A 13,890-nucleotide genomic window follows, 5' to 3' on the forward strand; every position below is an offset into this window, starting at 1 on the left:
GTACCACCGGCAACGCCCCCAGGACTCACTCGGCGGGTTGACCCCCATCGAGTACGAGGACAAGATCACCACCAACGCAGCAGCCGCTGCCTAAACAACAACTGTCACCCGCGGCTGCATCACGCCCCGGCGAACCATGCGCCAACGCTCAACCTCAGCCACGGTGTAGTCGCCGCCCGGAGCGCGTGCGCGGACGTCGGCACCGATGAGCCGGCAGTGCCAGCCCAGGGCAGCCCAGAGCACCATCGCGGATCTCGCGCTGAGCCACAGGGCCGGCACCGGCACCACCAGGACGGCAACGACGAACGCACCCGCGAGGGACAGCCACTCACCCCCAGCGAGCGGACGACCCATCTCCTCCTCGGCCTGGCTCACAGCAACGAAGGCCGTACTGGCGGCCATCGCGATGGAGACGCCGACCATCGGCACCACAACAGCCGGCATCATGAGCCTTCTCAGCAGCTGGCCAGGGGACTGATCGTGGGCGATGTGTAGACGCCATTCGGCAGACGAGGCGGTCCGTGACACAACGGGCATGCTGACCTCCGGAGGAAACGAGTCGGGATTTCACCGTTGCGGCACGTCCCGACAGTCCGGTCATTCGCCCGCGAGAATCAGACTGAGATCGCAGTTCTTAATAGAAACGTAACCCGGACTTATCACGCGCATGACAAGTCTTCACCTGAATTGTAGCTGAGCATTCTCAGTTCATTGACAGGACCTACCTCTACCGCCGTACGGTGCAGACACCTCCTCCACAGGAGAGCCTCAGCGCGGGACCAGGCGGGAGAGTCCATGACCGGTGAAACGAGCACTCGATCACGACCGGAGCTCGCGGGCTGGCTGGAGGCTGTCGCCAACGATGAGATCGTCACCATCCTCGATCGCCGCATCAAGCACGAGCTCGCGAAGACGATGGTCGCCGAGGACCGCCAGGTCCATTTCCTCGTCTCGAAAGCCATCACGTCGTTCATCGACCATCGCGGCGATCCCCAAGCGGCCGCCGCCGAGATGTCCGATCTGTTGTGGGAAGCGGGCCACCGGTACGCCCAGGCCCGTCGTCATCATCAAGAGATCACCGGCGTGTTCGAGCGCGCCTGGCAAGCGCTGCGCCAGCAGTTGAACATTTCCACGAGCACTGACTTGGGTGCTCTCCTCACTCAACTCTTCGAAGCTCTCAGAACCTACTTTCTCTGTCTACAGCGGCAAGCTCTGAACGGGTGGAAGACCCACGCCACGTCCACCAACAACCGCACCATGACGCACGCGCGAGTCAGAATCAGCACCGCGCCTCGGGAGCCGGAACGAGTTCGACTGGATGATGTCACCTACGTGGCCAGGTTGGCCGACGCGCAGGGAATCAACGACCAGCAGCTCTTCCGTGCCGTCGTCGCCACTTCCGATGATGTGGGAGTCTTACGCACCCTCTCCGAGGTGTTGGTCGGCTCCTCATCCTCCGAGGCATTGGTACCGGCCCGATGGTCGAACGAGGACATCGAGCGGCTGACGGGTGATCAGGTAGTCGTCGGTGCCGCAGTGCCGCTACAGCAGATGCTCGAGCCGTTGAGGCTCGCGAGACGCGCGGCCAAGCTCCTCGATGACGGCGTGGCCGTGGACCCACGCACCGTCGTCCCCTGCGAAGACCTGTCGATGGTGTTGATCGCGCATGGCAATCAGCACCTGGCGGACATCCTCGTCGGCAAGCACCTCGACGAGCTGGCGCAGGAGCCTCCGGGACGCCGCCTCCGGTACGCCGAGTTCGCTCTGGCCTGGATCGGTTGCGGCGGCAGCATCGCGCAGGTAGCCGACGAACTCGAGATCCCCAAGCAGACCGCTCACAGCCGGGTCAAGAGACTGCGGGAGATGTTCGGCGACAAGCTCAACCGACCGAGCGATCGTCTTGAGATCACCGTCGCCCTCTATGCGGTGCTCCCTACATGGCGCGCGGCCCCACGGAGGCGCTCCAAGGTCGGCCACTGACTGTCCGCGCGGCACCCACCTGCGGTTTATCCCCAGGCATCCATTGAAGCGAGGTGACCTGCGGGAGATGAAAGGTTACGGTTCCTCTGTGACGGTGACGCGGGGCGATATTGATGCTTCGACCTTCGAGCAGTTGGCGCAGACCCAGCTCATCGCGGTCGACACCGAGACCGCTGGCCTGTCATGGCGGGACGACCACCTCGCGCTGTGCCAGCTCTACGCGCCGGGCATCGACCCTGTGCTCGTACAGGTGGGCACGGATCGTGCCGAGCGTCTTTGCCGGCTGCTGGCCGATCCTTCCATCATCAAGGTTCTCCACTTCGCGCCCTTCGACCTGCACTTCTTGTATGCCAGCTGGAGGGTAGAGGTCCGGAGCATCGCGTGCACCAAGACCGCGTCACGCCTGCTCTGGCCGACTTTGCCACCCGCTGATCACAGCCTGCAGTCGCTTCTGGCCCGGCAGCTAGGTATCAGGGTCGAGAAGGGCAGTGTTCGCACGAGCGACTGGACCGGCGAACTCACACCTGCGCAAGTCGAGTACGCAACCGATGACGTACGGCACCTTCCCCAGTTGTTCAGCACGCTGCAGACGCAGCTCCAGGACAATGATCTTTGGCAGACCTTCCGCGCGGTCTGTGACTATCTTCCGGTGGCTGCCCGGTTGGATGTCGAGGGATACCCAGACCCGCTGGTCTACTGAAGGCGCGAATTGGCTGCAGCCCACTCGCCGTCAGGGTCGAAGCTGAAGCCGTACGGGGCCGGATGGTCCAGCATGAGGACGAGGCGCGTATGCGGCAAACCCTCCACTGAACCGACACGCGTCGCCCGCGCAGTCACCGGCCCGTGCTGGAGCAGCTCACGAACGCCCCGTGCCAGGAACCGCGGTACCCACCCGAGCACGACACCCTCACTCATGACGACGCACGCGTGCGGATCTTTGGAGTTGTGGTGTTCAGCGACCAGTTCGACCGCAGGCCGCTCGTGCTCCCTGAGTGAAGCCATGACGCGGCGGTAGACATGCTCGTCAGAGGTCACTGTGCGATCCTCGAGGACGATCGACCTGCCGGATCCCTCGACATGGCGCGCGCCGCTGACCAGGAAATGAGCGTGGACTCTCCCGTCGGCGACGTATGGGATCTCCATCAGCTGCAAGGTATCCCCCGCGCGGCGACCGCCGGATGCCGTGATCTGCTCCCAGGGAGTGGCATCTTCGGGCTCGAGGCCCATACCGCGCGCGTAGGTGGCGAAATCCGGCCGAGTCCGGGCCATCACCCGCTGCTCGAAGACACTGAACAAACGGGGGGACTCACGGTGTTCGAGAAGGTCGGGGAGGCCGGGCAGCGGCCGGAACCCGTCGATGCGAGTGGCCGCGACCGAATAATCGAAGCCGTAGAGCTCACCGTCGAAGGTGAGCTGACCGATGGGATAGATCGTACGATCCGGATGCTGCCAGAGGACCAGCAACCGGCGCGTCCGATCGACCGCCTGCCCACTGGCGGAGTCAGGCGCTAGCACCGCAGATGGCATGACGCAGTCTCCTTAGGTTCGTCTCTACTAGCTTCTCAGTAAACGTACGGGCGTGCACTGACATTTCCGGGATGGCGCCCTCACGCACCGGTTCCAGCATGGGCGCTAGGTCGAGCGTGTTCAACCGTTTCCTCCAGTGATCCGCTCCTGTCGGCGTACCCATCTCGACCGCGGCGGCTGCAACCTCCACGAGGGTCGGGATCGGCTCACCCTTGCGATGTTCGAAGCGGTGCGCGGTGCCTTTAGCGCAGAACCGCTGGAGAGCGGCTGGATCAGCCGTCAACGTCTCGCGCTGATCTTCACGGAGACCTGATCCGAAGGCCCGCGCGTGATCGTACGAGGCAGCCAATTGTGAGACGGTCGAGCTCAGCTGGGCACGACGTACGGCCCAGTTCTCTTCGTGCCGGTCCCGGTTGGCGATGAGCGCGTCCAGGATCAGATACCCGGTGAAGACATCCCAGGCAGTCAGGGACGACGCAGCGCCGGGAGGTGGGTCGATACCGCCCAGCGAGTCACGGATGTTCCTCAGGTGATGACCAGGCCGCCTGATCTCCGGGCGCTGCGGATCACACCCAGGGTCTCCTTCCTGGTGCCGGAAGTAGCCGGGTGCCTCCATCTCTTCCAGATGAAGACACCCGTCCGTGAAGGCGTATTTCACATGGTTGAGGCTCGACGACAGCGATCCGCGTCGACCGCTCCGTAAGCACAGACGAACCTTGGCACACGGCACGCCGAGGCATGCACCCGTCAGGAATCCCAGCAGCTCGGCCCAATCCTCCCCCTGCTCGCCGCCGTCCTCGTGCACCTTGGTGGACTTGTGCAGCCATTCGTTGTCGTCTGGATCGAGGAGCCACACCGCTTCACTCGTTCCTCGTACCTCCGCACTGCTTCGAGCCCACGGGGTCACATCGAGTCGCTGCCACACGCCCTCGTCGAAGGCCTCCGCCACTTTGATCTCCTGACTGCCGGACCCGGCCGTGGACAGACCGGTGGGGGGGGGGGGGGGGGGCCCCCCCCCCCCCCACCGGTCTTCAGGCGAGCGTCAGCTCGTCATCTGCACCCGGCGGCGCCAGGCGGCACCCATCGTCACGGCACCGGCGAGCAGAACCGCCAGACCGATCGGACCGAGGTACTCCGGCGACGTGGCACCCGTTCCCGGCAGATCTCCGCCGGGACCGTTGCCGCCGGGACCGTTGCCGCCGCCGTCATCGACGCGCTCGGTGATCTCGAGGGCCTGCCAGCCCACGAAGTCGCCGTTCATGTCGTAGAAGGCGATCTGGTGCGCGCCAACTTCCATGTCCGCCGGGATGGTGATGCCCCGGACGAAGCCGTCCTCACCGACCGTGAAGAGGCCCAGGTCGCGCGGCGTGGAGTGCAGGCCGATACGGACCTGCTGCCCCGCGAACTGCGTCCCGACGTAGAAGTCGACCGTCTGGCCCTGCGTCACGCTGTCGGGTCCGTCGACGTCACCCTGTGGAGTGTCATCGCCGGGCGGCGGCAGCGTGATGGCGAAGGTGTCCGAACCGAGCGAGGAGACATTGCCCGCCTCATCCGGCTCGCCGCCGTACACCACCAGGAGGTACTCGCCGAGCCCGAGCTCGCCGGGCAGCTTGACCTCGATCTTGCCGGCCGCACTCACCTCGTACAGGTCGGGCATCGTGATGCCGCCGACCCACACCTGGACAGCCTGGCCGGCGTAGTCGGTGCCGACGTGGACGATCGCGGTCTTGGCGAAGTTCACCGGGGAGTTCTCCACCTTGATCTCCGCCACCGGTCCACCCGGTCGGGGCTGGACCGCCGCAGTAGCGTCCGAGGTCGCCGTGGCGGTCTCGGTGCCGCGGGTCGCCGTCGCCTCCAGGACGATCTGTGCGCCGACGTGTTCGCCGGTAAGCGTGAGCGTCCTGCCTGTGCCGACCTGCTGGTCGCCGACCAGCCAGCGGTACGTCACCGTCACGCTCTGGTGCGTGTCGCTGAAGACCGCATCGGTGCCGATGCTCAGCTCCTGTCCGACCTCCGGCGTACCGGCGATCGTGGGATTACTGACGGCCGCCAGGTCGACCAGCACCGGGCCGACAGCGTCGACCGAGGTGGAGGTCACCGGTTCGAGCTCCGCCGGGGTGGCGATGGAACGGAACCGGATGGACTTGCGCTCGTGGTCGGCCTTGGTCAGCGTGAGCGTGGCCTGACCCTGGGCGTTGACCGTGACCGGCTCGCTCTGGACACCGTCGATGACCCAGTAATGCTGAGCCGGGACATCGTCGACGCTGAACTGAGCCGCCGTGCCGGTGACCGTCTGGCCCACACGCGGCGTGCCCTCGATGGTCGCCGGGCTCTCGATGGTGACCTCGACGGGCTCGTCACGCACCGGTCCGACAGCCGCGGACGTCTCCGAATCGGTGGCACCGTCGCTCTCGCGAGTGGCGGTCTGCGTGACGGTGATGGAGCCGCCGCGATGGTCCTCACCCGGGGTGAACGTGTCGCCGTCGACGGTGACCGGCTCGCGGTCGTCGTCGAAGGTGACGGTCCACTGGAAGGTGTTGACCGCGGTGTCGTCGGTGGTCTCACCGGCGATGACGGTGTGCTCCTGTCCGATGTACCCGTCGCCCGTGATCTGCGGTGCGGAGGTGATCTCCAGGATCACCGGCAATACCGGGCCGATCGCATTGGACTCGTCCGAGGTCAACTCGGCATCGTCCGCGGGGCGCACCGCGTGGGAACGGTACGTGATCGACGCGTCGATGTCGTCGGCCGCCAGCGTGTAGGTGCTGGCGTTGGCGCCGTCGATACGATCACCGTCGCGGTACCAGCGGTGCTGGACCTGGACGCCGTCGGCCGGGCTGAACTCGGCCGGGGTGGCCTCGATCGTGGCGTTGACTCGCGGCTCACCGCCGCCCTGCACGGCGATCTCGGGGACCGTATCGGCTTCGAGGTCCGGCAGCGGGGGTTGGACGATCGGGCCGATCTCATTGGACCGCTCGGACACGACCGGCTCTTCATCGCCTCGTTGGCCGGAGGCGGTGTAGGTGATGGTCATGTCGCGGTGCTCGCTCGTGAGCTCCAGCGAGTCGCTGGTCTCAGGCAGCAGCACGGGCTCGCCGTCGTCGAGGCTGCCCCACCACTGATGGGTGACCTCGACGCCCTCGGCCGGGCTGAACTCGGCGGGCGTCTCGACGGTCAGCGTCGCTCCGACCTCGGGCTCGCCGGCGATCTCGGGCTGCTGGGTGACGGTGATCGGCGGCTCGGGGCCTTCGATCGCCCAGACGGCCATCTGCTGCGGCGCGCCTTCGAGGAGCTTCTTGACCTCACCGGTGGAGATGCGCGGTGGCACCTGCTGGTTCTCGGTCAGGTCCGCGCCGTCGGGTCGCCAGGTGACGATCTCGCCGGCATCGGTGAGCACGGTGTAGGCCGCGAAAGCGCGGGTGGCGCGGATCGGCGTGCCGTCGAGATCGTCGGGGACTCCCGCCACCTCGGTGGCGTCGGCGCCCTGGACGAAGTCGTACAGCTTGCCGGATTCGGTGACCGCCACGTTGGCGCTGATCTCGACGACCGGGTCGTCAGCATCCGCCGCGATGATCGGCGTGAACTCAGCTCCCTGGACATAGCCCACGGCACCGTTGTCGAGGAGGACGGCCGTGGTCAGCACCGTCTGGCGGGCGTTGGTGACGGCGCTTCCGTCGTAGGTGACGGGCTGGACGCCGGTGCCGGTGATTTCCACCAGTGCGCCGCCGTCCAGGATCGCGACACCGGAGCTCTGCCCGCCGCCGATGGCGACGGCTTCGCCGCCGAGGTCCTCGGCGGTCCAGCTGCGGTTGGGGATCTGGCCGGGACGCTTCTGACCCCAGCTGTGGACGGAGCCGTCATCGGTGACGCCCCAGGCGATGGCCGTGTTGAAGATGGCCGCGTCCACGAAGGTCGCATTCGTCAGAGCGACGGGGAACTGGGCGAAGGGCCCGCTGCCGATCACGTGCAGGCCGTTGCTGGTCTGGATGAACCAGGCACCTGCCACGCGGGAGGTGAAGATGTCCCGCCACGTGCCGTCGGCCTCGATGCGCTCGACGCTGTTACCCCATGCTTGCAGGACGCCGGCGTCTCCGGGCTGCTCGGCCGGCTCGATCGGGCCGATGCCGTTGGAGCGTTCGGTGACCACTGGGGTCTCCTCGCCGCGCTGGCCGGAGGCCGTGTAGGTGATGGTCATGCCCTCGTGGGCGTCAGTGAGCTCCAAAGAGTCACCGGTCTCACCCTCGAGGAGGGCCGGATCACCGTCAGCTTCCGCGGCCCACCACTGGTGGCTGATCTCGACGCCCTCGGCGGGATCGAAGACCGCGGGTGTGTCGACGCTGAGCGTCTCGCCCACCTGCGGGGAGCCGGCGATGGAAGGCTGCTGGGTGACCTCAATGGGAGGCTCACTGGAACCGTCGCCGTGCTCGACCCAGGCAGCGAATGCGCTCCCGCCGGTCGAGAAAAGCTGAGCCGTCGTTCCATCCGCGACGACACCGGGCACCGTGAAGCTCTCGGCAGGTGCAGTGCCGTCTGGTCTCCAGACGACGACCTGGCCACGATCCGTCAGTGCTGCAGTAACACTGCCCGCGGCCTGCGCACTAACGATGGTGCCCTGAACCTCGGGCACGTTGCGTTCGGGGGTGAGACCGCTCGTGGCGAGCCGCAAGACTTCACCGGACTCTGTGACCGCGTAGTACGCGCTGATGTCGATCACAGGATCGTCGCCGGCGGGCCGCAGCTCCACGAACTGACCGAACTCGGCACCGACGGTGCCGATCCGACCGACCGTGCCGTCGGCGAGGCGGACGTAGGAGACACCCGTGGTCTGCGCGACGCCGGTCAACGGCTGACCATCACGCTCGATGGCTTCAGCACCGAAGCTGTCCACCCGCACGAGGCCGCCGTCGGCAAGGGTCACGAGCGCAGCCAGGGTGGAGGCAGTCACAGCGGCACCCTGTCCACCCAGGTCAGCGGACGTCCACGTGCCGTTCGGCATCTGTCGGCTGCTCGAGGCTCCCCACCGGTGCAGAGCGCCGTTGTCCGTGACGGCCAGGGCAGCGGTCGAGTTACCCGATCCCACCACCACAGCGTCGCGGACCTGGCCATTGGTCACAGCCGCGGGCGGGGTGGCGATGAGGCTGCTGGACCCGGGCAGCACCCGCAGCCGGTCGTCTTTGTCGGCGACCAGCCAGCTCGTCGCGGTGCTGGTCTCGAAGACCTGTGACCATGACTCGTCACCCGGGATGCTGGCGGTGGTGCCACCCCACACCTCGATACTCGTGCCGGGGTCGTCGGCGGCCATCGACGGGACCACGAGGGCCGTCACGGCCAGGGCCGCGCCGCCCACGGCGGCACTCAACCGACGCCAGCTGCTGTGCGCGCGTGGCCGCGTCGCCACATGCTGTCTCATCTATCCAACCCATTTCTCTCTACTGCAAAAGCCTGTTCGATGTAAAACTTATATGTGATGAAGTTCATGTCCATCCCTCCCCTGAATGACGTCCCACCTATTCGGACCCCCATCCGAAATCCCTCCAGAAATCCTGTCCACGATCACCACCTCGTCCCCCAGTGGCTGGACGCCACCGGGGGACGAGACGTGGAGCGTCGCGATCACCGCGCTCAGTTCAGCGGGCGTCCGTTGGTGAGCTGCAGGTCGATCGTGTTGCCACCACCGGGGATCAGGGCGTTGATCAGCAGCGTCTGGCCGCCGATCAGGCCGCAGTTCTGGAAGTTGCCGATCGAGTACTCGCCGGTGAGGTTGCCGCCACGGGCGATGTTGAAGTACTCGCCCTCGGGGGTATTGGCGGGGACGACCACCGGGCTGCTGGTACGGCAGTTGGAGCCGGTGAACAGCGGGAGACCGACAGCCTTGATGTTGCTGAGGCGCACGTAGTACTGCGACTCGGTCTCCAGCGTGCGGAAACGCACATTCGCGACCTTGATCGAGCCCGTGGTGTCACCGACGGGCTCGAAGTTGACATCCGCCGTCACGGGGATGAAGCCAGCGAGCTTGAACTCGGTGCGGGTGCCGGGCAGCACCATGGTGCCGGTGAAGTTGCCGAACTCGTCCACGGCCGTGTCGATCGTGGTGGGGCCGAGGGTGATGTCGGAGTTGGTGCCGGCGATGTGCGTGCTGCCGTTGACGTCGTACTGGACCAGAATGAGCTCTTCCTGGGCCTGCGCGGGAGCGCTGGCGAAGACGAGGGCAGCCGAGGCGGCGACGGCAGTCAGTCCGGCGGCCAGTGCGCGCCGGGGACGAGAGGTGAAGCGAGAGAACATGGTGGGGGTCCTTCGGGAGGGATATGGAGAGAAGGGGACCGGTGGGCCGGGCGGGGAACTCGGCCCACCGGTCATCGCTCGTCAGCTACAGCGTCAGCTGTGGCTGATCGCACCGGCACCATTGGTGTCGATGGCGAACTGCGGCTCGTGCGGGTTGGTGAACTCGTCGACCCAGTTGGCACCAGCGGCGTCGCCGTTGACGACCTCGCCGCCACAGCTCGAGCCGCTGCCGCCGACCGCGATGTTGAGATCGAAGCCCGACATCGTGTTCCAGTCGACCGGCACGAGCTCGACAATCGCGTCCTCAGTGGCGTCCTCCTTGATGAGGGCGCGCACCGTGCCGCTCGCCGTGAAGCTGCAGCCGGTGCCGGTGATCGAGGCCGACGGCACCTCGATGTCGACCACGACATCGTCACCTGCGGCGGCCGGGTGCTCCACCACAGTGAAGTCACCAGTGTTCATCGTGACGTTGACATCGAAGATGCCCGCCGCGATGCAGTCACTGAAGTTCAGCGAGCTGATCGAACCGACCACATTGCCCACGCTCACCGAGGCACCGCGGAGCACGTTGCCGGTGATCGACGACGTCTCGCACTGAAGCTCAGTGCCACGATCGCTGATGAAGGCGATATCGGTGACATTGGTGCCCGTCACCGCGACCGCACCGGCCGGGGTGGCGCTGCCGCCCACGGTCACCGAGGTGTGGTTGGCGAACGCAGGACCGGCCAGACCGACCGCCAGCACGACGCCGGAGCCGACAACAGCGGCCTTGGTCTACTTGCTCAGAGCCATGATGCTCTCCTTCTTACTTGTGCGACCGGGCCTTTCCCAGTCGTCAACATCTGTGGGCACTCGTTCCTCATGGCGCTCACCCCTCGGGCTCGCCATCGGGGAACGGTGCGGGTTCGGTGAAATACAATTCGCAGTTGCCAGTGAAGGGACAGACCTTCGGCAAGGTGTCGATGTCGCCTAGATCCTCATCAGTGTCGGGAAGTCCCTGGGCACGGGTCTCCACCCGGTTGCCAGGTCCCGAGACCGCGGCAGTGAGCAAGTTCGAAAGGTCGTCGCCGGTGCTCGTGGCGCAGCCACTGAAGGCTGGTATGTCCAAGTCCCCGAAGAGCAAGCCGCCGGCCTCGACGCTGTACAGTTCGGTCTGGTAGATGCGCTCAGGGGTAACGGAGCCACTCACCGGCTGGTATCGTTCCGGGGTATCCTCCGGCTGCCAGCGCGTCCAGCGCTCCGAGGTGAGTTCGAGCTGTGTCTGCTGGGACTCGCACCGAGCTGCCAGATTGATATCGACACCGTCGACAGTCAGTTTCCGCACCTGCACGGCCACCGGACCGCTCACTTCGGCCGGCTCTCGATAGGCATTGGCACTACCGGGTCGGCCAGCTGGCCGGGTAGGTATGGGCCCCTGCCCAGGACAGAAATTCCCCGTACTCTGCCGGAGCTCGACGGGCAGCACCACGCCCGCATCGTCGCGCGGTTGAACGAGGGCGACGGTCGCCTCTACCGGAATCGCTCCGAAGGCAACAGTGCTCGCGGTGAATTCAGCCGACTCTCCGTAGCGGTTGGCAGCATCCGGCGAGGCAGTCGTATTGACCAGCGCAGCGGTAGCCTCCCAGCGCCGGATACTCGATGCACCGGGCACCTCAGTGATCCGGCGACAGGTCGGATCGTTCTGGGAGGTGGAGATCGGCTTGTACGCGGCAAACTGCAGTGTTGTGGTGCGGGTCCACTGCTTCGCCTTGGACAGGTAATTGGCGCTCGCGGCCTGCGGGCTGATCCAGTTACCGCTCACGCCGAGGCCACCCGGATGTGGCAAGCCCTGTCCCGGCGCATCCGGATGCGGAGGATACTTGCCCGGCTCGGCGCTCGACTGCGACACACCTAGGCCGAGGACCAGCCCCACCCCGGCGGCGGCTGCGGCCAGCCGGCGGGAGGGGCGGCCGGGCCGCTTGAGGAGGTGTGTCATGCCCCACACCTTGGACCGTGACCCACGCCACACGCAAGCACACCTGGTGCGATCGCTCCGCTTTTCGGACTCCCATCCGAAAAGACGACATCAGTGACCCGAAAGACTCTCATCGGGGAGTGGCGAGCGACACGGAGTGACATGGCCCACACCCTTCCTGGGGCGAACCTGAGAAGCTATCGATTCCGAAAACTCGGTCCCAACTTAACCGTTCTGTAACCCTGTTTTATCACCCACATGACAAACCGGACCATGCGCCGAAGGAGCGTCACCGGAAGCGTGGCCTCGATACGCGCCTCGTCCCTCGGCGCCACTCGACCACCGAGACATCCGACCGCGGAGAAGCGCTTCACCCCCACCGGCAGGTGCGCCGATGGGGGTGAAGTGAGCGGTCGATGGACTCAGCCGTGGCTGATCGCCCCGGCACCGTTCGTGTCGAGCGCGAACTGCGGCTCATGCGGGTTGGTGAACTCGTCCACCCAGTTCGCCCCGAGCATGTCGCCATTGATGAACTCCGCGCCACAGGTGCTGCCGCTGCCGCCGACCGCGATGTCGAGGCCGAAGCTAGCCGGGGTACCCCAGTCGACCGGCACGAGCTCAACGATCGCATCCTCGGTCGCGTCCTCCTTGATGAGGGCACGCACCGTGCCGCTCGCGTCGAACCTGCACCCCGTTCCCCTGAACCGCATATCCGGCACCTCGATGTCGACCACGATGTCGTCACCGGCAGCGGCCGGGTGTTCCACCACAGTGAGGTCCATGTCAAACATGGACACGTTGATATCCGTGATGCCCGCGAAGATGCAGTCGCCGAACACGACCGAGTCGATCGAGCCGATCACCTCACCCACACCGACCGGGGCGCCTCGCAGCACCTCTCCGGCTAGCGCGCTCGTCCCACACTGGATATCCGTCCCCCGGTCCGTGATGAACGCGATGTCGGTGGTATTCGTCCCCGTGATCGGCACCGCGCCCGCCGGGGTGGCACTCCCACCCACGGTCACCTGCGTGTGATGCGCATGCGCCGGGCCCATCAACCCCAACGCGAGCGCACCGACCGCACTAGCCACCACCAGATTCCTGATCCTCCACAGCTTCATGACCCATTCCTCTCGTTGTCTCGATACATGCCCACAGCATGACGACCGAGCACCCCAAAGCCAACCGAAAGGAATCAAGACAGTCCGCTTTTCGGACGAACCCCCGAACAGGGCACGAGCGGCGTGGCCTCGATACGCGCCTCGTCCCTCGGCGCTACTCGACCACCGAGACAACCCTGTCGATGGCCTCATCCGTGGCTGATGGCCCCCGCACCATTCGTGCCGAGCGCGAACTGCGACTCATGCGGATTGGTGAACTCGTCCAACCAATTCGCGCCCATAGCGTCCCCGTTGACGACCGCACCCAAGCAACTGCTGCCACTACCACCAATCACGACGTCGAGGCTGAAGCCATCCATCGTGTTCCAGTCGACCGGCACCAGTTCCAGGATCGCGTCGGAGTTGGCGTCCTCTTTGATGAGAGCACGCAGCGTGCCGGTGACCGTGAAGGAGCAACCGGTCCCCACGAAGCGCATCGCCGGCACCTCGATATCAACCACAAGGTCGTCTCCGGCAGCCGCCGGATGCTCTACGAGAGTCACGTCTGCGTCCGAGAGAGAAGCCGAGATATCGAAAATGCCCGCCCAGACGCAATCCGACAGACCGAGCGAGTCGATCGAGCCGATTACCCCACCCACCCCGATCGAAGCGCCGCGCACGATCTCACCCGACATCGATGCCGTCAGACATTCAAATTCCAGCCCACGATCCGTGATCACCGCGATATTCGTGGTATTCGTTCCCGTGATCGGCACCGCGCCCGCCGGTGTGGCGCTGCCGCCCACGGTCACCTGCGTGTGGTGCGCGTGCGCCGGGCCCATCAACCCCCACGCGAGCGGACCCACCGCGCCCGCCACCACCAGATTCCTGATCCTCCGCAGCTTCATGATCCGTTCCTCTCGCCTCGTACGTGGCCACACAGCATGACCCCCACGCGGCCCCGTGGCAAACGAAATGGCTGGATGATCTCCGCTTCTCGGACGTCCCTATGAAACGGACTGCACTCTGATCACTTCCTCCCCACCA

11 protein-coding genes are annotated in these 13,890 nt (G+C 65.9%); 2 read left to right on the forward strand and 9 right to left on the reverse strand.

What is annotated here, in order from left to right; translation table 11 throughout:
- Positions 1-90: 90 nt before the first annotated feature.
- Complete coding sequence (locus tag FNM00_RS13525; protein WP_185973151.1) at positions 91-444, reverse strand: hypothetical protein; 354 nt, start codon at positions 442-444, stop codon at positions 91-93.
- A 471-nt stretch (positions 445-915) separates the two neighbouring features.
- Here FNM00_RS13525 and FNM00_RS13530 point away from each other — a divergent pair, with 471 nt between their 5' ends.
- Entirely contained in the window at positions 916-1,980 is a 1,065-nt protein-coding gene (locus FNM00_RS13530; protein ID WP_185973152.1) for a helix-turn-helix domain-containing protein, read from the forward strand.
- Positions 1,981-2,068: 88 nt separating this feature from the next.
- Complete coding sequence (locus FNM00_RS13535; protein ID WP_185973153.1) at positions 2,069-2,680, forward strand: ribonuclease D; 612 nt, start codon at positions 2,069-2,071, stop codon at positions 2,678-2,680.
- Here the strand turns inward: FNM00_RS13535 and FNM00_RS13540 are convergent.
- The 8 genes from FNM00_RS13540 to FNM00_RS13575 form a co-directional block, all read right to left on the reverse strand.
- Positions 2,674-3,507: a hypothetical protein gene (locus FNM00_RS13540; RefSeq protein ID WP_143914082.1), complete on the reverse strand. Its 834-nt coding sequence runs from the start codon at positions 3,505-3,507 to the stop codon at positions 2,674-2,676. The genes FNM00_RS13535 and FNM00_RS13540 overlap by 7 nt on opposite strands.
- Complete coding sequence (locus FNM00_RS13545; protein WP_143914083.1) at positions 3,482-4,456, reverse strand: HipA domain-containing protein; 975 nt, start codon at positions 4,454-4,456, stop codon at positions 3,482-3,484. The genes FNM00_RS13540 and FNM00_RS13545 overlap by 26 nt, the downstream gene beginning before the upstream one ends.
- A 93-nt stretch (positions 4,457-4,549) precedes the next feature.
- Positions 4,550-8,917 (reverse strand): hypothetical protein, encoded by a 4,368-nt coding sequence (locus FNM00_RS13550; protein ID WP_143914084.1) that lies wholly within the window; start codon positions 8,915-8,917, stop codon positions 4,550-4,552.
- A gap of 212 nt (positions 8,918-9,129) precedes the next feature.
- The gene (locus FNM00_RS13555; RefSeq protein ID WP_143914085.1) at positions 9,130-9,789 is read right to left on the reverse strand and encodes a hypothetical protein; all 660 of its coding nucleotides are present in this window, start codon (positions 9,787-9,789) and stop codon (positions 9,130-9,132) included.
- Positions 9,790-9,882: 93 nt separating this feature from the next.
- Entirely contained in the window at positions 9,883-10,533 is a 651-nt protein-coding gene (locus FNM00_RS13560; protein ID WP_143914086.1) for a hypothetical protein, read from the reverse strand.
- A gap of 124 nt (positions 10,534-10,657) precedes the next feature.
- Positions 10,658-11,764, reverse strand: a complete 1,107-nt coding sequence (locus FNM00_RS13565; protein WP_143914087.1) for a hypothetical protein — start codon at positions 11,762-11,764, stop codon at positions 10,658-10,660.
- A gap of 401 nt (positions 11,765-12,165) precedes the next feature.
- Positions 12,166-12,864 carry a hypothetical protein gene (locus FNM00_RS13570; RefSeq protein ID WP_143914088.1) on the reverse strand — a complete coding sequence of 233 codons (699 nt, stop codon included), beginning with the start codon at positions 12,862-12,864 and terminating at the stop codon, positions 12,166-12,168.
- A 188-nt stretch (positions 12,865-13,052) separates the two neighbouring features.
- Positions 13,053-13,751 (reverse strand): hypothetical protein, encoded by a 699-nt coding sequence (locus FNM00_RS13575; RefSeq protein WP_143914089.1) that lies wholly within the window; start codon positions 13,749-13,751, stop codon positions 13,053-13,055.
- Positions 13,752-13,890: the final 139 nt, after the last annotated feature.

It is taken from the genome of Aeromicrobium piscarium, from assembly GCF_007421815.1.
Taxonomy (GTDB): domain Bacteria; phylum Actinomycetota; class Actinomycetes; order Propionibacteriales; family Nocardioidaceae; genus Aeromicrobium; species Aeromicrobium piscarium.